23 protein-coding genes and 1 pseudogene are annotated in these 25,230 nt (G+C 73.4%); 9 read left to right on the top strand and 15 right to left on the bottom strand.

Annotated elements, in window-relative coordinates; translation table 11 throughout:
• Window positions 1-199: 199 nt before the first annotated feature.
• Both G6W55_RS28085 and G6W55_RS28080 read right to left on the bottom strand, forming a co-directional pair.
• Window positions 200-637, bottom strand: coding sequence for a hypothetical protein (locus G6W55_RS28085; RefSeq protein WP_175523588.1), 438 nt, complete (start codon window positions 635-637; stop codon window positions 200-202).
• 452 nt (window positions 638-1,089) lie between these two features.
• Window positions 1,090-1,719 (bottom strand): annotated as a pseudogene (locus tag G6W55_RS28080) (ATP-binding protein); the annotation flags it as partial.
• A gap of 183 nt (window positions 1,720-1,902) precedes the next feature.
• On the opposite strand from G6W55_RS28080, the gene G6W55_RS28075 reads away from it, so the two are divergent.
• The 3 genes from G6W55_RS28075 to G6W55_RS28065 all read left to right on the top strand — a co-directional run bounded on the left by G6W55_RS28075 (window position 1,903) and on the right by G6W55_RS28065 (window position 3,928).
• Window positions 1,903-2,763: a helix-turn-helix transcriptional regulator gene (locus tag G6W55_RS28075; RefSeq protein ID WP_175523587.1), complete on the top strand. Its 861-nt coding sequence runs from the start codon at window positions 1,903-1,905 to the stop codon at window positions 2,761-2,763.
• The gene (locus G6W55_RS28070) at window positions 2,764-3,018 is read left to right on the top strand and encodes a DUF397 domain-containing protein (protein ID WP_030791453.1); all 255 of its coding nucleotides are present in this window, start codon (window positions 2,764-2,766) and stop codon (window positions 3,016-3,018) included.
• Between the two features lie 97 nt (window positions 3,019-3,115).
• Complete coding sequence (locus G6W55_RS28065) at window positions 3,116-3,928, top strand: SAM-dependent methyltransferase (RefSeq protein ID WP_175523586.1); 813 nt, start codon at window positions 3,116-3,118, stop codon at window positions 3,926-3,928.
• A 31-nt stretch (window positions 3,929-3,959) separates the two neighbouring features.
• Here the strand turns inward: G6W55_RS28065 and G6W55_RS28060 are convergent, their stop codons facing one another.
• The 4 genes from G6W55_RS28060 to G6W55_RS28045 form a co-directional block, all read right to left on the bottom strand.
• Window positions 3,960-4,598, bottom strand: coding sequence for a dual specificity protein phosphatase family protein (locus G6W55_RS28060; protein ID WP_244369816.1), 639 nt, complete (start codon window positions 4,596-4,598; stop codon window positions 3,960-3,962).
• A gap of 224 nt (window positions 4,599-4,822) precedes the next feature.
• Window positions 4,823-5,758: a hypothetical protein gene (locus G6W55_RS28055; protein ID WP_175523584.1), complete on the bottom strand. Its 936-nt coding sequence runs from the start codon at window positions 5,756-5,758 to the stop codon at window positions 4,823-4,825.
• Complete coding sequence (locus G6W55_RS28050) at window positions 5,755-8,001, bottom strand: PEP/pyruvate-binding domain-containing protein (protein WP_175523583.1); 2,247 nt, start codon at window positions 7,999-8,001, stop codon at window positions 5,755-5,757. Before G6W55_RS28050 ends, G6W55_RS28055 begins: the two co-directional genes overlap by 4 nt.
• Before the next feature lie 326 nt (window positions 8,002-8,327).
• The gene (locus G6W55_RS28045) at window positions 8,328-9,776 is read right to left on the bottom strand and encodes a PLP-dependent aminotransferase family protein (protein WP_175523582.1); all 1,449 of its coding nucleotides are present in this window, start codon (window positions 9,774-9,776) and stop codon (window positions 8,328-8,330) included.
• Between the two features lie 47 nt (window positions 9,777-9,823).
• Between G6W55_RS28045 and G6W55_RS28040 the strand changes: the two genes are divergently transcribed.
• Entirely contained in the window at window positions 9,824-10,369 is a 546-nt protein-coding gene (locus tag G6W55_RS28040; protein WP_254876476.1) for a carboxymuconolactone decarboxylase family protein, read from the top strand.
• A 30-nt stretch (window positions 10,370-10,399) separates the two neighbouring features.
• Here G6W55_RS28040 and G6W55_RS28035 read toward each other — a convergent pair whose 3' ends face one another.
• The 3 genes from G6W55_RS28035 to G6W55_RS28025 all read right to left on the bottom strand — a co-directional run bounded on the left by G6W55_RS28035 (window position 10,400) and on the right by G6W55_RS28025 (window position 13,374).
• Window positions 10,400-11,887, bottom strand: coding sequence for a glutamate synthase subunit beta (locus tag G6W55_RS28035; protein ID WP_175523581.1), 1,488 nt, complete (start codon window positions 11,885-11,887; stop codon window positions 10,400-10,402).
• A gap of 161 nt (window positions 11,888-12,048) precedes the next feature.
• A complete protein-coding gene (locus G6W55_RS28030) occupies window positions 12,049-12,528 on the bottom strand; it encodes a DUF1772 domain-containing protein (protein WP_175523596.1) in 480 nt (159 codons plus the stop codon).
• 126 nt (window positions 12,529-12,654) lie between these two features.
• Window positions 12,655-13,374, bottom strand: coding sequence for a DUF2293 domain-containing protein (locus G6W55_RS28025; protein WP_175523580.1), 720 nt, complete (start codon window positions 13,372-13,374; stop codon window positions 12,655-12,657).
• A gap of 74 nt (window positions 13,375-13,448) precedes the next feature.
• Here G6W55_RS28025 and G6W55_RS28020 point away from each other — a divergent pair, with 74 nt between their 5' ends.
• Window positions 13,449-14,090 (top strand): uridine kinase, encoded by a 642-nt coding sequence (locus G6W55_RS28020; RefSeq protein ID WP_175523579.1) that lies wholly within the window; start codon window positions 13,449-13,451, stop codon window positions 14,088-14,090.
• 156 nt (window positions 14,091-14,246) lie between these two features.
• Window positions 14,247-14,681 carry a CBS domain-containing protein gene (locus G6W55_RS28015; RefSeq protein WP_175523578.1) on the top strand — a complete coding sequence of 145 codons (435 nt, stop codon included), beginning with the start codon at window positions 14,247-14,249 and terminating at the stop codon, window positions 14,679-14,681.
• Window positions 14,682-14,700: 19 nt separating this feature from the next.
• Here the strand turns inward: G6W55_RS28015 and G6W55_RS28010 are convergent, their stop codons facing one another.
• Window positions 14,701-15,828, bottom strand: coding sequence for a magnesium and cobalt transport protein CorA (locus G6W55_RS28010; RefSeq protein WP_175523577.1), 1,128 nt, complete (start codon window positions 15,826-15,828; stop codon window positions 14,701-14,703).
• Between the two features lie 233 nt (window positions 15,829-16,061).
• Between G6W55_RS28010 and G6W55_RS28005 the strand changes: the two genes are divergently transcribed.
• The gene (locus tag G6W55_RS28005; RefSeq protein WP_175523576.1) at window positions 16,062-16,856 is read left to right on the top strand and encodes a methyltransferase; all 795 of its coding nucleotides are present in this window, start codon (window positions 16,062-16,064) and stop codon (window positions 16,854-16,856) included.
• A gap of 34 nt (window positions 16,857-16,890) precedes the next feature.
• On the opposite strand, the gene G6W55_RS28000 is transcribed toward G6W55_RS28005, so the two are convergent.
• From G6W55_RS28000 to G6W55_RS27980, 5 genes are all read right to left on the bottom strand, one after another.
• On the bottom strand, window positions 16,891-17,982 hold the full coding sequence (locus G6W55_RS28000) for a sugar kinase (protein ID WP_175523595.1): 1,092 nt from the start codon (window positions 17,980-17,982) through the stop codon (window positions 16,891-16,893).
• Window positions 17,967-18,875, bottom strand: a complete 909-nt coding sequence (locus G6W55_RS27995) for a pseudouridine-5'-phosphate glycosidase (RefSeq protein WP_175523575.1) — start codon at window positions 18,873-18,875, stop codon at window positions 17,967-17,969. Before G6W55_RS27995 ends, G6W55_RS28000 begins: the two co-directional genes overlap by 16 nt.
• A gap of 27 nt (window positions 18,876-18,902) precedes the next feature.
• On the bottom strand, window positions 18,903-20,195 hold the full coding sequence (locus G6W55_RS27990; RefSeq protein WP_309243833.1) for an MFS transporter: 1,293 nt from the start codon (window positions 20,193-20,195) through the stop codon (window positions 18,903-18,905).
• Window positions 20,196-20,248: 53 nt separating this feature from the next.
• Window positions 20,249-20,803, bottom strand: coding sequence for a methylated-DNA--[protein]-cysteine S-methyltransferase (locus G6W55_RS27985; RefSeq protein WP_175523574.1), 555 nt, complete (start codon window positions 20,801-20,803; stop codon window positions 20,249-20,251).
• Between the two features lie 120 nt (window positions 20,804-20,923).
• Window positions 20,924-21,796, bottom strand: a complete 873-nt coding sequence (locus tag G6W55_RS27980; RefSeq protein WP_078633106.1) for a glycerophosphodiester phosphodiesterase family protein — start codon at window positions 21,794-21,796, stop codon at window positions 20,924-20,926.
• 292 nt (window positions 21,797-22,088) lie between these two features.
• Between G6W55_RS27980 and G6W55_RS27975 the strand changes: the two genes are divergently transcribed.
• On the top strand, window positions 22,089-22,961 hold the full coding sequence (locus G6W55_RS27975) for an MHYT domain-containing protein (protein WP_175523573.1): 873 nt from the start codon (window positions 22,089-22,091) through the stop codon (window positions 22,959-22,961).
• Window positions 22,962-23,001: 40 nt separating this feature from the next.
• Complete coding sequence (gene uvrB, locus G6W55_RS27970; RefSeq protein WP_175523572.1) at window positions 23,002-25,182, top strand: excinuclease ABC subunit UvrB; 2,181 nt, start codon at window positions 23,002-23,004, stop codon at window positions 25,180-25,182.
• The last annotated feature ends 48 nt before the right edge of the window (window positions 25,183-25,230 follow it).

The raw sequence follows: 25,230 nt of genomic DNA, 5'->3' as shown, positions 1-25,230 counted from the left end.
CGTCACGCTCGTCGGGGCTGCGGCCCTTGCGCTCCTTCTCTTCCTTCCGCTCCTTCTGCTCTTTCGGGCGTTTCCCCTGTCGCTCCTTCGCCACCGATGACCTCCCCCGATCGTGGACGAACGGCCACTATCGCGGGAGGGGGTGGGGCAGGACAGGGCGCAGAGCCGGGGAGCGGGTGCGCGCGGGCGTGCGCGGGGGTTACGCGCTGATCGGCCGGGACCAGGCCGGCGCGGTGCCGGTCAGACGGCACAGGGCCAGATAGAGGGGGATCGGCGGCGTGTACGGAAGCGTGCCGTCCGGCCGGTGGAAGAGGTGGGGCGTGCGCGGGGTGTCCGGCACGATCGCTCCGGTGGCGTACCGGGAGGGGGCGGGCCACTCCAGGGCGTAGTCGGAGTCGGAGGGGACGAGCCACCACCAGTGCGAGCTGTCGGCGTAGATACAGCCCACGCGCGGGAGACGCGGTACGAGGAGTGCGCCGAGGTCGGCGGGGGCGGCGACGGCGTCGCAGCCGAGGGGGGCGGTCATGCCGTCCGGCACGACGAGCCGGCGAGGGGCTCGCGGCGCGATGCCCAGGCCGCTGCGCTTCAGCCGGACGAGGGTGTTCAGGCTGAGGGCCGGGGAGGTCAGGGTGCTCATGGCCGGCCCCATTCGCGGCCGCGGTCGCCGGGTACGGTTCCGGCGGCCCGGGCGCCGAGGTCGGGCGTGCGCTGCCACTGCGGGGCCACGCGCGGCGCCGCCGGACTGGCCGACGACTGGTCGGGGGGTTTCGGCACATAGGGCAGGGGGCCGTGGGGCGCGGGGCCGTGGGGCAGGGGCCGTACGGGGTGCGGGGCCTGGTCCGGGGTGGCGCGGTGCGTGGGATGAGCGGGGTGCGGGGCCGGGTCCGGTGCGCGGTGTGTCGGGTGGGCGCCCGGTTCCGGGGCGGCGCGGTGGGCCGGGTGCGTGCCCGGCTCCGGCGTGCGGTGGGCGGGGTGCGCGGGGTGCGTCCCGGCCTGGGCCGTGTGGTGCGGGTGGCCGTCGTTCCGCCGGAGGTCCCGTGGGTCGGGGGCGGTGCTCGCCTCGCCCCCCTCACCCGAGTGGTCGGCGTGGTCGGTGTGGTCGTCGTGCTCGGTGTCGTCCCCCGGCCCCGGGGCGGGCGGTGCGCCCCAGCCCAGGTCGTCACGGGGTTCGTCGGTGTCGAGGCCGTCGGCGTGCGCGGGGCCCGCGCTGCGCGGGACGTCGGCCCACACCAGCAGGCCCGCCCCGTGCTCCTGGGCGCCCCAGGCGTGACAGACGGCCGCGACGAGGAGCAGTCCCCTCCCGTGCTCCTCCTCGGGGCGCTGCGGGGACGGATGCGGCTCGCCGGGGGCGCATCCCTCGTCACGCACGGAGATGCGCACCAGGTCGTCACCGTCGTACAGCTCGCACACGACGACATCGCTGTCGGTGTGCACGATCGCGTTGGTCACCAGTTCGGATATCACGAGGGCGGCCGTGTCGCAGGTGTCCTCGCACACCGCCCAGCCGGTCAGCCGCGTTCTGGCCAGGCGTCTGGCCTGGGCGGGAGAACCCGGATGGGCGGCCAGCTCGAAGCGGAACCGGCGCTCGGCAGCGGCCTCGGAGGGCCTTGCTCCCGCGGCGGCACCGAGACCTCGGGGGTGGCCTGCGGCAGCGTCTGTTCCTAAGGGCGCGGACGGAATCACGCTTGCCACTATCGCCCCGCCGTGAACACTTGGCAAGTGTCACTCTGAAAAATGCAGAGTGCTGTGTGACGGTGTGGAACGCCGTGGCACACTGCACGCAACAACACGTTGAGCGGCGCCAGTTGGGATCACCGAAGATCCGTACTCGTTCGTACAGATCTTCGATCGAGTCTTCGAATGGCGCCGTAAGGCTGTTCAGGTTCTTCATGGAGGTGGAGCGTGAGCGAACCGCGGTCCGCGCCGACCGTCGGACAGGTCGTCCTCGGCCGGCGCCTGCTGGACCTGCGGGAACGCGCCGGGCTCAAGCGTGAGGAGGCCGCTCGGATCCTCCGTGTCGCGCCCGCCACCGTCCGCCGGATGGAGATGGCCGAGGTCGGTCTCAAGATCCCCTACCTCCAGTTGCTGCTGAAGGCGTACGGCGTCACCGACGACGAGGCCGAGGGCTTCGTGCAACTGGCCGAGGAGGCCAACCGGCCCGGCTGGTGGCAGCGCTTCCACGACGTCCTGCCGGGCTGGTTCTCCATGCACGTCAGCCTGGAGGGCGCCGCCTCCCTGATCCGCCAGTACGAACCGCACTTCATCCCCGGTCTGCTCCAGACCGAGGACTACGCGCGCGGGGTGCTGCGCTCCGGAGCCATCGGCCAGACCCGGCCGGAGGACATCGAGCGCCATGTCGACCTGCGCATGCAACGCCAGGAACTGCTCACTCGTCAGGACGCGCCCCGGCTGTGGGTCGTGATGGACGAGACCGTGCTGCGCCGCCCGGTGGGCGGTCCGGAGGTGATGCGCGCGCAGGTCGACAAACTGCTCGAAGCGACGAAGCTGCCCAATGTGACGCTCCAGGTCGCCCCGTTCACCGGCGGGCCGCACCCGGGGACGTACGGGCCCTTCGTGCTGTTCCGATTCGCCATGCCGGAGCTTCCGGACATGGTCTACAGCGAGTACCTGACCGGCGCCGTCTATCTCGACGCGCGCACCGAGGTGGCGACCCATCTCGAGGTCATGGACCGCATGGCGGCGCAGGCCGCTACTGCACATCGCACGAAGGACATCCTGAGGGATTTCCGCAAGGAGCTGTGAATGGATCGCATCAAGCCGCGCAAACGGGTCTACAACGGCATGCCCGCGCAGGACTTGGGCAGCGAAGGCTGGCACAAGCCGTGGAGCGGCGGGAACGGCGGCAACTGCCTGGAGGCGATGAAGCTCGCCGACGGCCGGATAGCCGTCCGCCAGTCCACCGACCCGGACGGTCCGGCACTCATCTATACGACCGACGAGATGACCGCGTTCATCGAGGGCGCGAAGGCGGGGAAGGCGGACTTCCTGCTGTCCTGACAATCTGTCCTGAGGATTGTGTTTCTTCCGCTCAACTTCCTTATCTTGGTACTGAATTGATCATCGTTGACCGCGTCAGACGCTTACGGAGTGCCTCATGACCGGGCAGGACCCCACCCCCGTAGTCGAGATCGACACCAGCAAGCCTCATCCCGCACGCATGTACGACTGGTACCTCGGCGGCAAGGACAACTATCCCGTCGACGAGGCGCTGGGCCGCCAGATGCTCGCGCTCGACCCGCGTGTTCCGGTGATGGCACGAGTCAACCGTGCCTTCATGCACCGGGCCACACGCTGGCTGGCGCGGAACGGCGTCCGCCAGTTCCTGGACGTCGGCACGGGCATCCCGACCGAGCCCAATCTGCACCAGGTCGCCCAGGAGGTCGCGCCGGACGCCAGGATCGTCTACTGCGACAACGACCCGATCGTGCTGGCCCACGCGGCGGCCCTGCTGCGCAGCACGCCCGGCGGTGTCACGGAGTACCTCCAGGCGGACGTCCGCGACCCGGTCACCATCGTCGAGGGGGCCAGGAAGATCCTGGACTTCGACCGGCCGGTGGCCCTGTCGCTGATCGCGCTGCTGCACTTCGTCTCCGACGAGGACGGGGCGCACGAGCTCGTCGGCCGGCTGCTCGCCGAACTGCCGTCGGGCAGCTACCTGATGATGACCCACGCCACCGCCGACTTCACCCCGGAGGAGTCGGCGGCGGCGACCGCCAAGCTCAAGGGGGCGGGCATCACCCTCGCCCTGCGCTCCCGCGAGGAGTTCGCCCGCTTCTTCGACGGGCTCGACCTGGTCGAGCCGGGCGTCGCGGTCGTCCCCGACTGGCATCCCGAGCTGGGCGAACCCGTGCCCGGCCAGGAGGACGGCGTCATCCCCGGCTACGGGGCGGTGGCGCGCAAGCCGTAATTGCGTCCCGCGCGGGGAGAGTGCGACGGCCTCAGAACCAGGTCAGCATGCGCCGTGGGGCGTCCACCAGACGGCTCACGGCGACGACCGGCAGCGGCGGCTGCTCGGCCTCGCTCTTGCCGAGACGCAGTCCGTAGTAGATCTGCTCGATCGACGGCGGTCCGACCGCGAGGTTGCGCCGGACCGCCGTCGACGGCGACTTCTCCCCGGTCCGCACCAGATACGCGGCCGCCATCGTGCCCGTACGGCCGACGCCGGCGCCGCAGTGCACGAACACCTTGCCCTCGGCCGCCGCGACGGTCGCCAGCAGCCGCTGCACCTGCGCGGGCTTCGGCGTCTGCCCGTCCCGGATCGGCAGGCGTACGACGTCGAGACCGGCCTTGCCCGGCCCGCCGAGCTGATGGGCGCTCAGGTCCTCGGCGCGCAGATCCACGACGGTGGTGAAGCCCAGGCCCGCCAGCGCCCGGTACCCGGCGGGGGAGGGTGCGGCACCGCGCCACAGCCGTCCCTCGGTGTCGACGGGCTGGAAGTTGTGGATGCCCTGCACGGTGCGGGTGCCGGCCGGGGCGGGCGTCTCCTGCCTGGCCCAGTACGACAGGGCGAGGATGCCGCCGGCTCCGGCGGCCCACAGGACCGCGTAGCCGATGACGAGGGCGATCAGGACACGCATCGCGCGCCGGGGGAGGGGACGCCTGCGGGGAACGGGAGCGGAGGAGGGGGCGGGGTTGGGCAGGGTAGCGCTGAGGACAGCCATGAGCGACCAGAGGGACTAGGGGACGTGGGCGCCTTGGCATCGTAGCCCGCACCCCCCTTGTCCGTCTTGTCCGTGTACGCATTCATATGTGGACCGTATGTCGTACGGATCGGCCGGTTCATGCGGTCGAGCCGCCCCGGTCAGTCGTCGTCCGCGCCCGTGTCGCCGATGCCGACCACCGTGAGATGGGTGCGTTCCAGGGTCGTGTCCTCCAGGCAGCCGCGCAGCCGCAGCCGGTCGTGCTCGGTCAGCGCGGGCCGTACGACCCCGGCGAACAGACCGTCCCCGAGGTCGCCCAGGGCCGTGTGCCGCAGCGGTACGGACGTGGAGTCCCGGCAGCGCTCCCACACCTGCTCGGCGGCCAGCGCCCGGCGCGCGGAGGTCAGATCGGGGCCCCGCAGGTCGACCTGCTCGAGCACGGAGGTCGCCGCGCCGCCGTTCGGTTCCTCCTCCCGGGTCTGGGTCAGCTCCGCGATCCCCGCGACCAGCGCGACGGTCAGCGCGCCCGCCACGACCACGACGGCCGCCCCGCGCGCGGTACGGCCCCACGACATCCGGGGCCCCTGCGGCGGCAGCCCCGCCAGCTCGTCCGGTCCACCCCGCCCGTCCTCGCCCTCCGGGCCGGGGGCGCCGAGCACGGCGAGCCGTCCGGCCAGCCGCCGCTCGGCCGGTCTCGTCGTGGCCGACGCGATCCGCTGCACCACCCACGCCAGCCCCGACAGCAGCACCCCGGTGACCATGAGGACCGGCACGAAGACGTATGCACGGTCCGACGGGTCCTCCAGCCACCGGAACCGCGTGTCCTCCCGCGTCCGCGCGGGCTGCCGCAGCCGGGCGAGCACGTCCTCCTGGCGCGCCTCCGCCTCGCGCTGCCGCCGGTCGGCGTCCCGCAGCCGCTCCTCGATCCGGGTCAGCCGCCCCAGCAGCACGATGCCGAACAGCAGCACCTCGACGACCAGCAGCAGCACCCCGCAGATCAGCGCCCGCTGCCACTGCCACCGGTACAGGTAGATCACCAGGTACGAGCCTGCCCCGGCCGCCGCGAGGCCCGCGAACACGTACATGACCTTCTTCACGGCGCCTCCCCCGCGCGTACGTCGCCCGTGGCGCCGTCGAGCGAGAGCCGCGAACCGGGCGGGAAGCGGCGTACGGCGTGCGCGGCGCCGACCACCGCCGGGAGCCCGAACTCCCTGGCCAGGACCGCCAGGTGGGACAGCGGACTGCCGGTCTGCGCGACCAGCCCGGTCAGGTCCGGCAGCAGCGGGGCGAGCGCCGGGTCCAGGGTGCGGACGACGAGCACGGCGTCGGGCGGGCGGGGGCCCGTGCCGTCCCAGGCGGTGCCGACCGCGCGGCCGCGGGAGGCGCCCAGGCCGCGGTCGCCGTCGCCGTGCCTCTCGTGGTGTTCCGCGACCACGACCTCGCCCTCCGTGCCCTCCGCCAGCCGGAAGGCGTCCGGCAGCGGAGGTGACGCGGAGGGCTGCACACGCGTGTGGACGTCGGCCGGCAGCGGACCGCCCTCCAGGGCGGCGGCCACCTCCGTCCAGCGCAGCAGCGCCAGGCGGTCCACGTCCAGCCCCGTCCGCCGGGCGGCCTCCCGGGCGAGCCGGACCTGAAGCTCCTGGACCCAGCGGATGCGCAGGCGGAGGGCTTCCCGGGGCGGGAGACCGGGGACGGGGGAGCGGGCGGGGACGTCGGCGGGGGAGCGGTCGGCGTGGCGTGGATCCTGCTCGCTCGCCTTATGGGGCACTTCGCCGCCCGTGCCGCCGTCGCCCTGCCCCGGTACGTGCGCGTCCGGTGTCCGTGGCCGGCCGCGCAGGCTCGGTGCCGTCAGGGCGAGGACCACCGGCTCCGCGGCGATCACCTCGGCGTCGGGCACGCCCCGCGCGCGGGCCGCCGCCAGCGCGGTGAGCGCCGCGCCCGCCGCCGTACGGCTCGTCGGCGGCTCGGGCAGCAGGGCACCCGCGAGCGCCTCCTGTGCGTGCAGGGACACCAGGACCCGGCGCGTCCAGCGCAGCTCGGCCACCAGCGCGGGGGAGGGGGTTCCGGCGGGGGCCGGGATGCCGGCCAGCCTGCGGTCGACGTCCGCGACGAGGTCCGTCGCCAGGCCCGGCAGCGCCGTGCCGAGCCGCCCCACTCGCCATGCCGCGGCGAGCCGGCGGGCTCCCGGGGCGGGGTTGAGCAGCGCGAGCCACGGGTGCCGGGGCCGTGCCGCGCCGAGCAGCCGCAGGTCGGCCGCCGCCCGTCCGCCGACCGTGCGGACCACCGGCACCGTCCGCAGCAGCCGGCGCGGCGCGGTGCCCCCGATGTCGAGCGCGGCGGCGAGACCGTGCGCCATGGGCGTGACCCACAGGTCCTCCTCCAGCGGGGTCAGTCGCGCCGGGAGCGTCTCGGCGACCGGGCCGGGTCCCAGCAGACGGGCGCCGCGCGCGGGCCGTGCCGTCATCGCCGTGATGGGACGGCTCTGGAACAGCCACAGCCGCCCGTCCGTGTCGAACCCGAACTCGATGTCCTGCGGTCCGCCGAACACCTTGCGCGCCCGTCGCGCGAGCCGGACCAGCCGGGCCAGCTCGGCGCGGGTGAGGGGCGGGCCCTCCGGTGTGTGCCCTGCCTCTGGCCGCTCTGGCCGCTCTGGCCGCTCTGGCTGTTCTGGCTGTTCTTGTTGCTCCGGCTGCTCCGGCTGCTCGGTGCGCAGCAGTCTGCCGCGGGCGCTGAGCCGGTAGCCGGTGCCGGTCCGCTCCCCGCCGACCAGGGTGTCGGGGCCGCCGTGCACCGCGCTCACCAGCATCCGGTCGGTCCGCCCCGTTACCGGGTCGGCCCCGAACATCACCCCGCCGGCCCGCGCCCCGAGCATCGGCTGTACGAGGACCGCCATGGGCGCCGTGGATCCGTCGGGCAGCCGCGCCGAGTCGAGCACGGTCCGTACGGCCGCACGGAAGGCCGGCCACCCGCGTACGTCGAGCACCGAGGCGAACCGGCCCGCCAGCGAGGACCCCTCGGTGTCCTCCTGCGGCGACGAGGACCGTACGACGAGCGGCCGTGTTCCCCCGTCGGAGAGGCCGTCCCAGGCCCGCCGCAGGGCGACGGTGTCGCCGCCGCCTCCGTGCGGGATCACGAACCCGGGCAGCACCGGCAGCCCGGCGCGGGCCGCGCGGGCGAGGTTCGCGGCCTTGGAGCCGGTGAGGCGGGGGAGCGCGGCGCCGGGGTCGTCCAGCGGGACGGCGGCCGTGTCCCGGGCCTCGGCGAGGGCGAGGACGGCCTCGCCGCCCGGCACATCCCGGCCGCCGGCTCCGTCTCCATGACGTTCGTCGAGCGTCGTCATCAACACCCTCCCGTACCGACCGCCAACAGGGGGACGCGCGGGATGGGCCCTGCGCCTGACGGCGGAACGAAGGATGGGGGCGGCCGCTGCCTGCCCGGCGCCGGGCGCGACGACAGCACACCTCCTTTTCCGATGGTCCCACCGCCGTTCGGATCCATGTAGCCCGTAAGCCGCTTTTCGGACACCTAGGGGAAGGATTTGGTGAGTGGGACGGAGACCGCGTCCGCTGGCTCGTCCGGTGGGTGCAGATCCCGGCTCCTCCCGGCTCCTCCTCGGGCAGGAGGGGCGCGCGGCGCCTCGTCCGCGGGAAGGATTGCCGCCGCGCCTCACCCCGGGTGGCGCGGACCCCGCTCGCGGCGCCGGTCCGGCGGCAGCACCCCGCACAGGGCGTCCAGCGCCGCGCCGTACGCGTGCTCCGACGGTGTCGCGTACCCGACGACCAGCCCGTCCGCCGCCGGCAGGTCCGTCTCCGGGTGCCGGAAGGACGCCAGGCCGTCCAGGGCGATGCCCTGCCAGGCGGCCGCCTTCACCGTGGAGCGCTCGGTGCCGGGCGGCAGCCGCAGCACCGCGTGCAGCCCGGCCGCGACCCCGGTGACCCCGATGTGCGGCGCCTGGGCCGCCAGCGCCGCGACCAGCCGGTCCCGCCGGCCCCGGTAGCGTTGCCGCATCCGCCGTACATGACGGTCGTACGCCCCGGAGACGATGAAGTCGGCCAGACCGAGCTGGTCCGGGACGCTCGCCCATCCCTCCCGCTCGCCCTTGGCGGCCAGCACGCCGGCCACGAGCCGCCGCGGCAGCACCATCCAGCCCAGCCGCAGCGCGGGCGAGAGGCTCTTGCTGACCGAGCCGAGGTAGATCACCCGCTCGGGGTCGAGGCCCTGGACGGCGCCGACGGGCCTGCGGTCGTAGCGGAACTCGCCGTCGTAGTCGTCCTTCAGCACCACCGCGTCCCGCGCGCGTGCCCAGTCGACGACGGCGGTCCGGCGGCCCGGGTGCAGCGGGCCGCCGGTGGGGAACTGGTGCGCGGGAGTGAGCAGAACGGCCCGTTCGCGCCCCAGCGCCTCCACGCGCGCCCCGTCCTCGTCCAGCGGCAGCGGAACCGTCCGTACGCCCGCCGCCGCGAGCAGCTCCCGGTGGAAGCCCAGCCCGTACGCCTCCACGGCCAGCGGGCCGCGCAGCACCCCGCCGGGAGCGCACAGCAGCCGCAGCGCGTGGGCGAAGCCGGAGCAGATCACGATGCGCTCCGGCTCGGTGCGTACGCCCCGCGCGCGTGCCAGGTACTCGGTGAGGGCCTCGCGCAGCTCCCGGCGTCCGGCGGGGTCACCGGGCCCGAAGACCTCGTTGGGTGCCTGCTGGAGGGCCCGCCGGTAGGAGGCGAGCCAGGCCGCGCGCGGGAACGCCGACACGTCCGGGGTGCCCTGCCGCAGATCGTGCAGCGGGCCACGCGCGCGTGGCGGCGCGTCCACCGGTGTGCGTTCGGCGCGGCGCAGGGGCTCGGCCCGTTCGGCGACCCGGGTGCCGGAGCCCTGGCGGGCGGTCAGCCAGCCCTCCGCGACCAGTTCGGCATAGGCGTCGGCCACCGTGTTGCGGGCGATCCCGAGGTCGGCGGCGAGCGAGCGGTAGGGCGGCAGCCGGGTGCCCGGGGCGAGCCGCCCGGCGCGCACGGCCTCGCGCAGCGCCCGGATGAGCGCGGCCCGCCGCCCGCCCGGACCGGACAGCTCCAGATGCAGGTCCGCACCGATCCGCTCCGCGGAATTGACCCACGAATCCCCCATGGAAATGCACCCTACAGAGGGTCTTTCCGGCTTCTAGGTTGGAGCACATGGATCACACGACGACGCACACCGCCACCGCCCTCATCGATGCGGGGGCCGCCGCCCCCGACCCCGCCACCGCGATCGCCGCCGCCGAGGCCGCCCGCACCCGGCTGGACTTCGGCCGGTCCGCCCGCCCGGCCTTCCGCGCCCTCGTCGGCTTCGACGCCGCCGCCCGCGAGGGCCTGGACCCGGCCCTAGTCGAGCTGGTCCAGATCCGGGCGTCCCACCTCAACCACTGCGCGTACTGCCTGCACATGCACACCAACGACGCCCGCAAGGCCGGCGAGAGCGAGGACCGGCTGCACCTGGTCGCCGTCTGGCGCGAGGCCCGCCACTTCTACACCGAGCGGGAACAGGCCGCCCTGGCCCTGACCGAGGCGCTCACCCTGGTCGCCGACGGCGGTGTCCCGGACGACGTCTACGCCGAGGCCGCCGCGCACTTCGACGAGCCGGAACTGGCCCAGGTGATCGCCCTGATCTGCGCGATCAACACCTGGAACCGGATCGCCCTGGCGACGGCCAAGGTGGCCGGCACGGACGAACGCCGCTGACCCCGGCCGCGGCCGGCCGGTTCCTCCCGCTCACACGGTCATGGGGCGGTCGTACGGCGAGATCGGCGCCGGCAGCCGGGAGGCGCCGGTCAGATGGTGGTCGACGGCCGCCGCCACCGCCCGCCCCTCCGCGATCGCCCACACGATCAGCGACTGGCCGCGCGCCGCGTCCCCGGCGGCGAACACCCCGGGGACGTTCGTCGCGAAGCCGCCGTCCCGCGCGATCGTGCCCCGCGGCTCCATCGCCAGCCCCAACTGGTCGGTCAGCCCGTCCGTCCGGTCCGGCCCGGAGAAGCCGAGGGCGAGCAGCACCAGATCGGCCGGGACCGACCGCCCGGTGCCCGCCACCGGAGTGCGCCGCTCGTCGACCTCGACGACGTGCAGCGAACGGACATGACCGGTCTCGTCACCGGTGAAGCGGAGCGTGGAGGCGGCGAACAGGCGCGCGTCGGCGTCGGCCGCCGGCGCGGTCCGCAGCTCGCGCGCCTCCTCGTGCGCCGCCGACATCCGGTAGATCTTCGGATACGTCGGCCAGGGGTCCGTGTCCTCGTCGCGCTCGGCGCCGGGCTGCCGGTAGATGTCGAGCTGGGTGACGGACGCGGCCCCCTCCCGCACCGCCGTGCCCAGGCAGTCCGCGCCGGTGTCGCCGCCGCCGACGATCACGACGTGCCGCCCGGCCGCCGACATCGGCGACACCTCCAGATCCCCCTCGCACACCCGGTTGGCCAGCGGCAGATACTCCATCGCCTGCTGGATCCCGGCCAACTCGCGCCCCGGCACCGGGAGTTCCCGCCATGCCGTCGCCCCGGTCGCGATCACCACGGCATCGTGGCGGGTCCGCAGCTCGGCCGCCCCGATGTCCCGCCCGACCGCCGTCGACGTACGGAACCGGGTCCCCTCGGCGAGCATCTGCTCGATCCGCCGCTCCAGATGGCGCTTCTCCATCTTGAACGCCGGGATGCCGTACCGCATCAGACCCCCGATCCGGTCGTCCCTCTCATACACGACGACCGTGTGCCCCGCGCGCGTGAGCTGCTGCGCGGCCGCCAGCCCGGTGGGGCCGGAACCGATCACCGCGACCGTCTTCCCCGAGAGCCGGTCCGGCGGGCGCGGGGAGGTGAACCCGTCCGCCCAGGCCCGGTCGGCGATCGCGACCTCCACGTCCTTGATGGTGACGGCCGGCTGGTTGATGGCGAGCACACACCCCGCCTCGCACGGCGCCGGACACAACCGCCCCGTGAACTCGGGGAAGTTGTTCGTCGCGTGCAGCCGGTCGCTCGCCGCCCGCCAGTCCTCCCGCGACACCAGGTCGTTCCACTCCGGGATCAGATTGCCCAGCGGACACGCGTCGTGGCAGAACGGGATCCCGCAGTCCATACACCGGTCCGCCTGCCGGCTCACGATGGGCAGGAGCGCGCCGGGGACGTACACCTCGTCCCAGTCCCGGACCCGCTGCTCCACGGGCCGGCGGGGCCGGTCCTGGCGCGGAGTGGTCATGAATCCCTTGGGATCGGCCATGTCCGTAGTCCTCGCGTGCGTGTGCGCGACAGGCCGTGCGTCATCGGGCGGCACTCTTCCGGCCACGATACGTCCCACCGCCCGGCCCCGCAGAGCCGCGGGACACCGCTTTCCCCGGTCCCTCCGCGGGAAGCGGGCGCAGGGCGGGCGCCCGCTCCGGATCAGGCGACGGCCAGCAGGTACGACACCGCCGCCGCACCCGAGGCCACCGTGCGTATGTGGTTCCACGCCGTCCACTCACGCACATACTCCGGCCAGTACACCGCCGCCTCCGCAGCGCCCGGATCCAGCCGGGCCAGCGCGTCGTTGCGCGGCACGTTGGCGATCATCGTCACCCCGAACGAACCGAACAGATACAGCGCGCTGCCCAGCAGCAGCTCCACCGTCCCCTCGTCCGGCCACAGCACGAACGTCACCACGGCGATCACCACCGCCAGGACCGTCGACCCGAGGAACACGGCCATGAACGCCGGCCGCACCGCCGCCCTGTTGACCGCCTGCATCGCCGCCACCCCCTGCGCGGGCGGAAGCGCCGCCAGCCCGCGCATCACGAAGGTCGAGAACCCGCAGAACACCCCCGCCACCAGCCCGGCGCCGAGCACCCCCAGCACCGTCAGCACGAAATACGGCCCATCGATCATCTCGACGTCAACTCCCGCCTCGAACCGGATCGCACCCGCGACCATCCGCCCTCCCCAGTCAATTCCCGTCCGCGCACCAGGGCCATGGCCGAACCGCGCCGGACCATAAGCGAGCGTCCACGCCGCTCACCCGCCGGCCGGGCCGAGACCCGCCTCCCACCCCCACTCCCGCAGGATCCGCTCCACCTCCGCCGCGATCCGCCGCCGCGCCTCGCGCCGCGGCACCCCGCCCATCAACAGCCGGTCGTACGGCGTCTCCAGATGCCGTACGGACGCCACGACCGCCGAGACCACGGCCCGCTCGCTCAGCGCCCGCCCGGCCGCGCTGCGCCCCACCCGGCCGCTGCCCCGCAGCGAGGCGTGCGCGGCGATCGCCCGCGCCCGGTCCTCGGGGCACCCTGGCAGCAGCCGCAGGATCTCCGCCGCGAACGCCGCCGTGAACCGCACGTCCTGCTCCGCCCGCCGCCGCGCGTCCCGGACCCGGCGTCTTCGCCGCGCCTCCGCGTCCGCCAGACACCGCGCCTCCGCCCGGGCGAGGCCCGCCTCCTCGACCAGGACGCCCTGCCGCTCGTACCGCCCCCGGCGCCGGTTGAACCGCACCACCACCGCCGACAGCCCGCTCTCCTCCCGCGATCTGCGGGTCAGCGCCGTGTCGCCGCGCGCCAGGAACACCAGGTGTCCCAGGTCGGCGCAGTCCAGACAGCGCGGCCCGTCGTCCTCCACGACCACCATCGGCAGCGGACCGCGCCGGCATCCGGCGCAGTGTCTGCGCCGCTGCGGCTGGACGACGAGAAGACCGGGACGGGGAAGGGGAGTTGGGGGTGCTGCGGGTGCTGCGGCCGTCATGTGGACCTCATTCCCGCCGGTGGCCGTCGCGGCACGTCACCGCGGCGCCGCGTTCGCCGGGCGACTGACGCATGATGGGCCGTGTGCGACTCGAAGCGATCACCTGGGAACGGCTCGGCGACCTCCTCGCCGAGCGGCTGCTCGACCTGAAGCCGGCCGACGGCAGCCCCTGGCCGCGCATCGCCTTCGACGGAGCCCCCGCCGCCCGCCCCGGCGACCTCGCCGAACGCGTCGCCGAGGCACTCCGCGTCCGCGGCCGCCCCTCCCGGGCCGTGGACGCCCACGGCTTCCTGCGCCCCGCCTCGGTCCGCCTGGAGTACGGCCACCAGGACGTCGACGCCTACTACGACGGCTGGCTCGACACCGGCGCCCTGTGGCGCGAGGTGTTCGGCCCCCTCGAACCCGGCGGCGACGGACGGATCCTGCCCGACCTGTGGGACCCGGTCACCGACCGCGCCACCCGCACCCCCTACGTCCACCTCCCGCCCGGCGGCTTCCTGCTGCTGCACGGCCCCTTCCTCCTCCGCCACTGGTTCCCCTTCGACTTCAGCGTGCACGTCCTCCTCTCCCCGGGCGCCCTGCGCCGCCGCACCCCCGAACCCGACCACTGGACACTCCCCGCCTACGAGACCTACGAGCGGGAGACCGACCCGGCGGCCACGGCCGACGTCGTGGTGCGCGCGGACGACCCCCGCCATCCGGCGTGGAACGGCTGACGGCACCGGATCCACGGCATCCACCGGATCCACCGGACGCACCGGCCGACGCCCTCGGCTCCGGGTGCGGCCCTTCGGCGGCGCGGCGAGAATGAAGGGCGCCGGGACTAGCGGTGCCCCCGCGCCGCGCCGGCCGTCCGGCCACGGGAGGTACGCATGACCACCGCCGGAGACATCATGCACCGGGGCGCCCGATGGATCCCCGCCCACGAGACCCTCGACCGCGCCGCCCAGTTGATGCGAGACATGGGCGTCGGAGCGCTGCCCATCGGCGACGACAACGACCGGCTCTGCGGCATCCTCACCGACCGCGACATCGTCGTGGGCTGTGTGGCCATGGGCCACGACCCGTCCAAGGTCACCGCCGGGGAGATGGCCAACGGCACCCCGCGCTGGATCGAGGCGAGCGCCGACGTCGACGAGGTGCTCCGCGAGATGCAGGACCACCAGATCCGCCGGCTGCCCGTCATCGAGAACAAGCGCCTGGTCGGCATGATCAGTGAGGCCGACCTCGCCCGGCATCTGAACGACGATCAGATCGCGTCCTGGGTCGAGAACGTCTACGCGATGTCCGGGACCAGCCGCCAGTGACCCCCGGGCACGGCCCGCCTCACAGCCAGCCGTTGCGCCGGAAGCCCCGGTACAGCAGCAGACAGACCCCGGATATCACGCCGAGTATCAGCGGATAGCCGAACCTCCAGTGCAGCTCCGGCATGTGATCGAAGTTCATGCCGTAGACACCGCAGACCATGGTCGGAACGGCGATCACCGCGGCCCACGCGGTGATCTTCCGCATGTCCTCGTTCTGCGCGACCGTGACCTGGGCCAGATGCGCCTGGAGGATCGAGTTCAGCAGTTCGTCGAACGCGGCGATCTGCTCCGTGGCCCGCAGCAGATGGTCCGAGACGTCCCGGAAGTACGCCTGTATCTGCGGGTCCACCACCCGCACCGGGTGCTCGGCCAGATCCGTCAGCGGCCGCTTCAGCGGGACCACGGCCCGCTTCAGCTCCAGGAGTTCCCGCTTGAGCTGGTAGATCCGCCCCGGATCGGTCCGCGCGCCGTTCTCCGCGAAGACGTCCGCCTCGACCTGGTCGATGTCGGCCTGCACGGAGTCGATGACATGGAGGTAGTCGTCGACCACATGGTCCGCGATGGCGTGCAGCACCGACGAAGGCCCTATCGCGAGCTGCCCCGGATCGGCCTCCAGCCCCTCCCTCAGCGGGCCGAGCGAGCCGTGCCGCCCGTGCCGCACCGTGATGACGAAGTCGGGGCCCACGAACACCATGATCTCGCCGGTGTCGACCACCTCACTGGTGGCCGTCAACTGCTCGTGCTCCACATAACAGACCGTCTTGAACACCGCGAACAGCGTCTCGTCGTACCGCTCGACCTTCGGGCGCTGATGCGCCTCGACCGCGTCCTCCACCGCCAGCGGATGCAGGTCGAACAGCTCGGCGATGCCCGCGAACTCGTCGTTCGTCGGTTCGTGCAGACCGAGCCAGACGAAACCGTGCCGGTGCTTGCGCACCTCCTCCACCGCACTGACCAGGTCACCCGCGGCCGGTGCCCGCACGCCGTCCAGATACGCCACGCAGTTCACCACCGAGGAGCCCAGCGGCGAGCGCGCGTGATGACTGAGGTCGACCCGGCTGCGCCGCCGGCCCAGCCGCGCCACCTTGCGCAGACCACCGACCCGGTCGAGGCCGGTGACCCTCCGCAGATTCCCCGCCATCGTCATCCTGGCCCCCCTTCGTGGATCTCCTCGCGCCGAACTCCTGCGCCCTGGCGCGCCAGTCTGCCAGGATCACGCCGACCGTGGGTGAGCCTGTGGGCAGCGAGGATTCCGCTTTGTTCCCGCCTGTGGACAACCGGTCGCCCCGCTCACCTCGGACGGCGCGTACCCGCCCCCGGCGTGACCGATCCGGCCGCGTCGCCCACCTGTACAAGCAGGTCAACTGGGATGATCACGGCATGACGCGCACCGACGGGTACCTCCTGGACAACCGGCAGACCGAGGCGGCCGAACGCTTCGGCGCCTTCGCCGCCCTCTTCGATCCCACGACGTTCCGCCACCTCGAAGGGCTCGGCGTCGGCCCCGGCTGGCGCTGCTGGGAAGTCGGGGCGGGCGGCACCTCCGTGGTGTCCTGGCTGGCCAAGAAGGTCGGGCCGACCGGCAAGGTGGTCGCGACCGACATCGACACGAGCCTGCTGACCACGGTCGGCCGCCCGCCGGTGGAGGTAAGGGTCCACGACGTCGGCACCGAGGAGCCGCCCGGCGACGGCTTCGACCTGGTGCACGCCCGGCTCGTCCTCGTCCATGTCCCGGACCGGGAGCGGGCGTTGGCCTCCATGATCAAGTCGCTGCGGCCCGGCGGCCGGCTCCTCGTCGAGGACGGCGACCCGGCCCTCCAGCCCCTGATCTGCCCCGACGAGCACGGCCCCGAGCAGCAGCTCGCCAACCGCCTGCGGAACGGTTTCCGCACCCTGCTCGCCGACCGCGGCGCCGACCTCTCCTACGGCCGTAAGCTCCCCCGTCTGCTCCGGGAGGCCGGGCTGCGCCGGGTCGAGGCCGACGCCTACTTCCCGCTCAGCTCGGACGCCTGCGGGGCGCTGGAGTCCGCGACGGTCCGTCAGATCCGCGACCGGCTCGTCGGCGCCGGCCTGGCCACCGAGGACGACATCGAGCGGCACCTCGCCAACGTGGCCACCGGCACCATGGACCTGGCGACGGCCCCGCTGATCTCGGCGTGGGGGAGGAAGCCGTAACGCCGGGGACCCCGGGTACGGAGACCACCCCCCCTCACCCGGCGCGCGCCGGGTCACCCGCCGCCCGTCCGTCATCGGCCGAAGAACCGGAGGGCACGGACGGCCCGGACGATGCAGGGGATTTGGAGCACTCGGCGGACCTGGCTGACCTGGCCGACTCGGAGGGCCCGGTGCCGCCCCCGCCCTCCGGCGGTCTGCCGCCGACGCGTTCCACCGCCAGGGCCCCCGCCCGGCACCCCTCCTCCGCCGCGGCGCCGGGGTCCGCTCCCGTCAGGAGCGTGGCGAGGAAGGCGCCCGTGAAGGCGTCACCGGCGCCCGTGGTGTCCCGCGGCGTCGCGGGAACCGCGGGGACCCGTGCGAGGACGGCACCGCCTTGGGCCACCAGCGCGCCGTCCGCCCCCTGCTTCGCCACCACCAGCGGCACCCGGCGGCTCAGCGCGGCCGCCGCGGCCGCGCCGTCCGGCAGCCCGGTCAGCAGACCCGCCTCGTCCCGGCTGGGCAGCAGCACGTCCACCCCTTCGACGAGGGCCATGAACCGCTCGACTCCCAGCTCCACCAGAAAGCCCGCCGACGCCGGATCGAGGCTCACGGGGACTCCCCGCGCGCGTGCCGACGCGACGGCCGTGCGGACCAGCGCCCGCCCGGTCCCGGAGAACAGCAGATAGCCCGACAGATGCAGCCGCCCCACCCCGTCCAGCAGGGCCTGCGACCAGTCCTCGGGCCCGAGCCGCAGGGACGCGCCGCTGTCGGTGAGGAACGTCCGCTCCGCCGCCGCCCCGGTGTCGACCAGGCAGATCACCGTGCCGGTCGCGGCCTGAGGATCGACGACGAGCCGCGGCCGCACCCCCGACGCGAGCAGCTCGCGCTCGTGCCAGGCCACCGCCTCCGCGCCCACCCGCCCGAGCAGCCGGACGTCCGGGCACCCCCAATGGGCCGCCCAGCAGGCCACGTTGGCGCCCGCGCCGCCCGGCAGGGTGCGGATCACGGCGACCGTGTCCGTCCCCGACGCCAACGGACCCCGATGCCGTGCGACGACGTCCGTCACGACGTCCCCGACCACCAGCAGCGCCCCGCCGCCCTCGCGCGCGGCGGCCCCGCCCGCCGGGCCGCTCACCCGGCGGCCCAGGCGGCCGCGATCCTCCCCGCGAGCCGGACATTGCCGCGCACCGCCGCCAGATTGGCGCTCAGGGACGCCCCGTCGGTGTGCCGCACCAGGTAGTCGAGCAGGAACGGGGTGACGCCCTGGCCGGTCACGCCCTCCGCCTCGCACGCGTGCAGCGCGTCGGCGAGCACCCGCGCGTGCAGCGCGGGATCCAACTGCTCCTCCTCCGGCACCGGGTTGGCCACGATCAGCGCCGACTCCGGCATGTCCAGCGCGTCCTGGGCCCGCATCACCGCGGCCACCTGCGCCGGGGAGGTGAGCGTCCAGTCCACCGGGTGTCCCGAGTCGGACAGATAGAAGCCGGGGAAGCGGTCCGTGCCGTATCCGGCGACGGTCACCCCCAGGGTCTCCAGCCGCTGGAGCGTCGCCGGCACGTCCAGGATCGACTTCACGCCCGCGCACACCACGGTGATCCGCGTGCGGGCCAGCAGCCCGAGGTCCGCCGACTCGTCCTGGGTGACGGTCCACTCCCGGTGCACACCGCCGAGCCCGCCCGTGGCGAACACCCGCACCCCGGCCAGCGCGGCCAGCAGGGCCGTCGCCGACACGGTGGTCGCCCCGCTCGCGCCCGCGGCCACCGCGGGCGGCAGATCACGATGGCCCAGCTTGCGTATCCCGTCCTCGTTGGCCACCCGCTCCAACTGCTGCTTGTCCAGGCCGACATGGGGCCTGCCGTCCAGCACCGCGATCGTCGCAGGCACGGCGCCCTGCTCCCGGACCACCGCCTCCAGCTCCAGCGCCACCTGGAGATTGCGCGGGCGAGGCAGCCCGTGCGCGATGATCGTGGACTCCAGGGCCACCACGGGGCGACGCGCGTCAAGCGCCTCGCGCACCTCTTCCGACACCACCAGCACCACGCCTGCCTCCTGTACGTCGCTCTCCCCTCATCCCTGGCGAGCCCCGCGCCGCGTCAAACCCCCGCGCGTGAAGAGCACCAGCGCGACCAGCGGTACGAGCAGACAGGCGGCGGCGAGGTTCAGCCACGCGTAGCTCGCCTTCGCCACCACCAGCCCGGCGATCGCCCCGCCGACCCCGGCCGAGGTGTTCATCGTGAGGTCGGACAGCCCCTGCGCCGCCGCCCGCGCGGACTGCGGGACGGAGTCCGTCAGCAGCGCGGAACCGGACACGAGCCCGGCCGACCAGCCCAGGCCGAGCACGAAGAGCCCGGCGGCGGTCTGCCCGTGGGAGCCGCCCGCCGTACCGGCCAGGAACAGCGCGCAGGCCAGCAGCCCCGCCGCGAGCCCGGTCACCGACAGCCGCCCCACCCGGTCCGCGAGCCGGCCCATCAGCGGCGCGAACGCGTACATGCCGGCGATGTGCCCGCTGATGACCAGCCCGATGAGATCGATGCCCGCCCCGTGATGCGCGAGGTCGAGCGGTGTCATCGCCATCACCGAGACCATCGCCGTGTGGGACACGACCACCGTCACCAGCGCGAGCCGGGCGAGCGGCGAGGCGGCGACGGCCGACAGCCCGGCCCGCAGGGAACGCGCCGCGGGGGAGTGCTCGTCCTCGGGCGCCAGCGCGCGGGCCGTCAGCAGCGGGTCGGGGCGCAGCAGCACGGCCACCACGACCGCCGACACGACGAAGATGACGGCCGCCCACAGGAAGGGCCCGGCCGCCTCGGGTATCCCGAGACCCGTGACGCTGCGGCCGGCCGGCGCGGAGATGTTCGGGCCGAGCACCGCGCCGACGGTCGTCGCCCACACCACGAGCGAGATCGCCCGGGCCCGCCGCTCGGGCTCGGCGAGATCGGCGGCCGCGAACCGGGCCTGGAGGTTCGCCGAGGAGGCCGCGCCGAAGGCCGCCATGCCGCAGAGCAGCAGCGGAAAGCTCCCGATCCGCGCGGCCACCACCACGACGGAGGCGCCGAGGGCACCGATCAGATAGGCCAGCACCAGCCCCGGCCGGCGCCCGCGTGCCGCCATCAGCGCGGCCAGCGGCATCGACAGCACGGCCGTCCCCGCGACGGTCGCGGTGGGCGCCAGCCCGGACAGCGCCTCGGTGCCGCTGACCTGCCGGGCGAGGACGGCGGACAGCGCGATGCCGGTGGCCACCCCGAGCCCGCCGAGGATCTGCGCGGTGACCAGCACCGCGGTCGTACGCCGCCGCAGCGCGGGCACCTGCGCGGCGTCGACGGGCGGCACGCCCGCGCGTTTGACGATGAGGCCGGTCACCGGCGCGATCTCCCCCCTGTCCGACCTGTGGGGCCGGTGGCACCCGTCGGACGTCAGAACAGCGGTTCGGGCAGGACCCCCTCCAGCGCGAGCAGCTTCCGCTTGGTCTCCAGGCCGCCCCCGAACCCTCCGATGCCGCCGTCGCTCTCGACGACCCGATGGCAGGGAACCACGATCGGCAGCGGATTGGCACCCATCGCCGCCCCCACCGCCTGGGCCGCGCCCGGCTGCCCCACCCGGCCGGCCAGATCGCCGTACCCCACGACCGCGCCGTACGGCACCCCGGAGGCCAGCTCGCGCAGCACCTGACGGTTGAAGCCCGAGATCAGCGACCAGTCCAACGGCAGCTCGAAGTCGCGCCGGTCACCCGCGAAGTACGCGTCGAGCTGCCGTATCGCCTCGGCCAGCAGCGGGGAGCCGGGGGCCTCGACGGGCTCGGTGCCGAGCCGCTCGGCGAGCCGGGCGAGCGTCCGGTCCCGGACCGGGCCGGTGGCGTGGAACACGACGTTGACCACGCCCTCGGGGGTCGCGGCCAGCAGCAGCGGACCGATGTCGCTGCCGACGACGGCCCACACGACCCGCTGCTCGTTCTGCGCATGGCTGCTCATGCGCCCCACCGTACGGCCCGCCACTGACAACGCCCCCCGGCCGCCCCCGGCCGGGCACCGCCGGCGCCGGTCCGGCCGAGGCGCGGGCCCGGTGTCAGTGCCAGTACCGCGGGCCCGCCGTCAGTACCAGTACACCGCCCGCCGCACCACGTCCGGTTTGTTGCTGATGATGCCGTCGACCCCGTACCCGGCGACCGTGCGGGCGGCCGGGGCGTCGTCGACGGTCCAGGCGAAGACCTCCATCCGCCGGCCGTGCGGCCCGGTGAGCGCGTGCACGGCGTCCACGTAGGACCGCGACAGCGTGGTGTGGGACGGATTGACCAGATCGGCGAAGCCCGCGTACGAGGGCAGCTCCGCCACGGGCGGCGTCCCGAGCAGCCCGGTCCGCACCGCAGGCTTCAGATCGTGCACGGTCCGCAGGCTGTCCGCGCTGAAGCTCTGCACGATCAGCCGCCCGGACAGATGCCGCGGGTCGAGCCAGCCCTCGTTGCTCAGCAGCTTGAGCGTCTGCGCCTCGACGCCCGGGTACAGGGCGGGGTTCTTGATCTCCAGGAGCAGCTTCTGGTGGTTGCGCTCCACCCGGTCCACGTACTCCTCGAGCGTCGGCACGCGCGTGTCCGCGTAGGCGGGACCGAACCAGCCGCCCGCGTCCAGCCGGGCGATCTCGGCCGCGGTGAAGTCCGCCACCTTCCACGGCGCACGGTCGGGGAAGACCTCCTCGACGTCGGTGGTGCGGCGCAGGGAGTCGTCGTGGATCACCACCAGCTCGCCGTCCTTGGTGCGCTGGACGTCGTTCTCCACCCAGACGACGCCCCGCGCGGCGGCCTCGTCGACCGCGGCCAGCGTGTTCTCGGGGGCGTACGCGGAGGCGCCCCGGTGGGCGATCACCGTGGGCCGGACCGCGCCGCCCGCGCGCGCGTCGTGGACGGGCAGCAGCAGGGCGGCGGTGCCCAGGAGCGCGGTGGTCGTGGCGGCAACTGCACGCGCGTGCATGTGCACTCCTTGTGTCGATCGATTTCACATACCGGTCACGTACGGCTCAACTGTGACAGCACAGAGTGAACGACGAGGGGGGTGCGGAAGGCGCGCGGAAGGAAAGACAGGATGAAAGAGGGTGCCGCGGGCCCTCACGGATGCCGCACATGTGGGGCAGGACCGTGTTTCTTTGCCGGAAAATCGTTCGACCATTCCGGTGGCAGTCATACTCTCTCTCAGCCTTGACCGCTCGCGCGGTCCCGGGGAGGGGCGCGTCAGGACATCCAACAGGGCGGAAGGGCAGCCGCGCATGCACGGCACGGTCGACGGATTCAGCTACGGCCTCGTCACACCGCTGGTGGCCTACGTCATGGCCTGCCTCGGCGGCGCCCTCGGTCTGCGCTGCACGACCAGGGCGCTGCTCGTCTCGCACTCCTGGCGCCCCGGATGGCTCGCCCTCGGCTCGGCGGCGATCGGTTCCGGGATCTGGACGATGCACTTCATCGCCATGATGGGCTTCACCATCCAGGACGCCCCGATCCACTACGACAAGCCGATGACCTACGCGAGCCTCGCCGTCGCCGTCGTCATGGTCGGCGTCGGGATCTTCATCGTCGGCTACCGGGGCGCGACCGGTACCGCGCTGTTCACCGGGGGCACCATCACCGGACTGGGCATCGCGTCGATGCACTACCTGGGCATGGCCGGCATGAGCTTCAACGGCACGCTGGAGTACAACACCTTCACCGTGGGCGCCTCCGTCGCGATAGCCATGGTGGCCGCCACCGCCGCCCTGTGGGCCGCGGGACAGGTCAGGGGCTTCCTGTGGAGCGTGGGCGCCGCCCTCGTCATGGGGCTCGCCGTGACCGGCATGCACTACACCGGCATGGCCGCCATGAAGGTGCACCTGCACACCGGGGCCCCCGTCCCGGGCGACTCGCCCACCACCCTCCTCGCGCCGATGCTGATCGGCCCCCTCGCCTTCCTCTGCCTCGCCGGCGTCGTCATCCTCTTCGACCCGCTGATGATCATGGGCGGGCCCGACCGGGCGCCCGTCGAGCACAAGCCCGGCGTCCCGGCCAGGACCGGTTCCGCCCACCCGGCCCACACCCCGCGCCGCCTGCGCCTCCGCACCCGCGGAACGGCCGCCCACCACGAGACCCGCACCCCGCAGAACCGCTGACCCGGCCCCGTTGTCAGTGGGGGGTCGTACGGTGGATGCCATGCGGCCCGTATCCCAGATCGAACGCACGGTGGCGCCCTTCGAGGTCGTCAGCCCCTACCAGCCCAGCGGCGACCAGCCGGCGGCCATCGCCGAGCTGGCCCGGCGCGTGCAGGGCGGCGAGAAGGACGTCGTCCTGCTCGGCGCGACCGGCACCGGCAAGTCCGCCACCACCGCGTGGATGATCGAGAAGCTTCAGCGCCCCACCCTGGTGATGGCGCCGAACAAGACCCTGGCCGCCCAGTTGGCGAACGAATTCCGCGAACTCCTGCCGAACAACGCGGTCGAATACTTCGTCTCGTACTACGACTACTACCAGCCCGAGGCGTACGTCCCGCAGTCGGACACCTACATCGAGAAGGACTCCTCGATCAACGAGGAGGTCGAGCGGCTGCGCCACTCCGCCACCAACTCCCTCCTCACCCGGCGGGACGTCGTGGTGGTCGCCTCCGTCTCCTGCATCTACGGCCTGGGCACCCCGCAGGAGTACGTGGACCGCATGGTCTCCCTCAAGGTCGGCGACGAGATCGACCGGGACGCGCTGCTGCGCCGCTTCGTCGACATCCAGTACACGCGCAACGACCTGGCGTTCAGCCGCGGCACCTTCCGGGTGCGCGGCGACACCATCGAGATCTTCCCGGTCTACGAGGAGCTGGCCGTCCGCATCGAGATGTTCGGTGACGAGATCGAGGCCCTCTCCACCCTCCACCCCCTCACCGGCGAGATCATCAGCGACGACGAGCATCTCTACGTCTTCCCGGCCACCCACTACGTCGCGGGCCCCGAGCGCCTGGAGCGGGCGGCCAACGACATCGAGAAGGAGCTGGGCGAGCGCCTGGCCGACCTGGAGAAGCAGGGCAAGCACCTGGAGGTCCAGCGGCTGCGCCTGCGCACCAACTACGACCTGGAGATGCTCCGCCAGATCGGCTCCTGCTCCGGTGTCGAGAACTACTCGATGCACTTCGACGGCCGCTCGCCCGGCTCCCCGCCGAACACCCTGCTCGACTACTTCCCGGACGACTTCCTGCTCGTCATCGACGAGTCCCATGTCACCGTCCCGCAGATCGGCGCCATGTACGAGGGCGACGCCTCGCGCAAGCGCACCCTCGTCGACCACGGCTTCCGGCTGCCGTCCGCCCTGGACAACCGCCCGCTGAAGTGGGAGGAGTTCCAGGAGCGCATCGGACAGACCGTCTACCTGTCGGCGACACCCGGCAAGTACGAGCTGTCCCGCGGGGACGGCGTCGTGGAGCAGATCATCCGCCCCACCGGTCTGATCGACCCGGAGGTCGTCGTCAAGCCCACCGAGGGCCAGATCGACGACCTGGTGCACGAGATCCGCACGCGCGTGGAGAAGGACGAACGCGTCCTGGTCACCACGCTCACCAAGAAGATGGCCGAGGACCTCACCGACTACTTCCTCGAACTGGGCATCCAGGTGCGCTATCTCCACAGCGACGTCGACACGCTGCGCCGCATCGAGCTGCTGCGCGAGCTGCGCGCCGGCGAATTCGACGTCCTGGTCGGCATCAACCTGCTCAGGGAGGGCCTCGACCTGCCCGAGGTCTCCCTGGTGGCGATCCTCGACGCCGACAAGGAGGGCTTCCTGCGCTCCGGCACCTCGCTGATCCAGACCATCGGCCGCGCGGCGCGCAATGTCTCCGGCCAGGTCCACATGTACGCCGACAAGATCACCCCGGGCATGGAGCGGGCGATCGAGGAGACCAACCGCCGCCGGGAGAAGCAGGTCGCGTACAACACGGCGAACGGCATCGACCCGCAGCCGCTCCGCAAGAAGATCAACGACATCGTGGCCCAGATCGCCCGCGAGGAGGTCGACACCGAACAGTTGCTCGGCTCCGGCTACCGCGCGAAGAAGGACGGCGGGGGCACCAAGGCGCCGGTTCCCGCACTCGGCGGCAAGGCCGCCAAGGGAGCGAAATCCGCCACGGCCGCCTCGTCGGCGAAGTCCGCGACGTCGGCGAAGTCCGCGAAGGGGAAGGCCGAGACCGTTCCGACCGACCGTCCCGCCGCCCAACTCGCCGAGCAGATCGAGGAGATGACCCAGCGCATGCGGGCCGCCGCCGCCGATCTCCACTTCGAGGTCGCCGCCCGGCTGCGTGACGAGGTCTCCGAGATGAAGAAGGAACTGCGTCAGATGAAGGAGGCGGGTCTGGCCTGACGGCCCGGCCCGCGAGGCCGCCGTGCCCGGGTTCCCCCGCGCTGTGTT

The sequence above is a fragment of the Streptomyces sp. CAI-85 genome, from assembly GCF_013363615.1.
Taxonomy (GTDB): Bacteria; Actinomycetota; Actinomycetes; order Streptomycetales; family Streptomycetaceae; genus Streptomyces; species Streptomyces antibioticus_B.
Note: the sequence above shows the minus strand (reverse complement) of the source record. Positions and strands in the feature narration are given on the sequence as shown.

What these genes read in the sequence shown, in the direction of transcription:
- G6W55_RS28085 (WP_175523588.1), bottom strand. Translation starts at nt 637, where the DNA reads ATGAGCACCCTGACCTCCCCGGCCCTCAGCCTGAACACCCTCGTCCGG.
- G6W55_RS28070 (WP_030791453.1), top strand. Translation starts at nt 2,764, where the DNA reads ATGGATCGCATCAAGCCGCGCAAACGGGTCTACAACGGCATGCCCGCG.
- G6W55_RS28065 (WP_175523586.1), top strand. Translation starts at nt 3,116, where the DNA reads ATGACCGGGCAGGACCCCACCCCCGTAGTCGAGATCGACACCAGCAAG.
- G6W55_RS28060 (WP_244369816.1), bottom strand. Translation starts at nt 4,598, where the DNA reads ATGCGTGTCCTGATCGCCCTCGTCATCGGCTACGCGGTCCTGTGGGCC.
- G6W55_RS28050 (WP_175523583.1), bottom strand. Translation starts at nt 8,001, where the DNA reads ATGACGACGCTCGACGAACGTCATGGAGACGGAGCCGGCGGCCGGGAT.
- G6W55_RS28045 (WP_175523582.1), bottom strand. Translation starts at nt 9,776, where the DNA reads ATGGGGGATTCGTGGGTCAATTCCGCGGAGCGGATCGGTGCGGACCTG.
- G6W55_RS28040 (WP_254876476.1), top strand. Translation starts at nt 9,824, where the DNA reads ATGGATCACACGACGACGCACACCGCCACCGCCCTCATCGATGCGGGG.
- G6W55_RS28035 (WP_175523581.1), bottom strand. Translation starts at nt 11,887, where the DNA reads ATGGCCGATCCCAAGGGATTCATGACCACTCCGCGCCAGGACCGGCCC.
- G6W55_RS28030 (WP_175523596.1), bottom strand. Translation starts at nt 12,528, where the DNA reads ATGATCGATGGGCCGTATTTCGTGCTGACGGTGCTGGGGGTGCTCGGC.
- G6W55_RS28025 (WP_175523580.1), bottom strand. Translation starts at nt 13,374, where the DNA reads ATGACGGCCGCAGCACCCGCAGCACCCCCAACTCCCCTTCCCCGTCCC.
- G6W55_RS28020 (WP_175523579.1), top strand. Translation starts at nt 13,449, where the DNA reads ATGGGCCGTGTGCGACTCGAAGCGATCACCTGGGAACGGCTCGGCGAC.
- G6W55_RS28015 (WP_175523578.1), top strand. Translation starts at nt 14,247, where the DNA reads ATGACCACCGCCGGAGACATCATGCACCGGGGCGCCCGATGGATCCCC.
- G6W55_RS28010 (WP_175523577.1), bottom strand. Translation starts at nt 15,828, where the DNA reads ATGACGATGGCGGGGAATCTGCGGAGGGTCACCGGCCTCGACCGGGTC.
- G6W55_RS28005 (WP_175523576.1), top strand. Translation starts at nt 16,062, where the DNA reads ATGACGCGCACCGACGGGTACCTCCTGGACAACCGGCAGACCGAGGCG.
- G6W55_RS27985 (WP_175523574.1), bottom strand. Translation starts at nt 20,803, where the DNA reads ATGAGCAGCCATGCGCAGAACGAGCAGCGGGTCGTGTGGGCCGTCGTC.
- G6W55_RS27980 (WP_078633106.1), bottom strand. Translation starts at nt 21,796, where the DNA reads ATGCACGCGCGTGCAGTTGCCGCCACGACCACCGCGCTCCTGGGCACC.
- G6W55_RS27975 (WP_175523573.1), top strand. Translation starts at nt 22,089, where the DNA reads ATGCACGGCACGGTCGACGGATTCAGCTACGGCCTCGTCACACCGCTG.
- uvrB (WP_175523572.1), top strand. Translation starts at nt 23,002, where the DNA reads ATGCGGCCCGTATCCCAGATCGAACGCACGGTGGCGCCCTTCGAGGTC.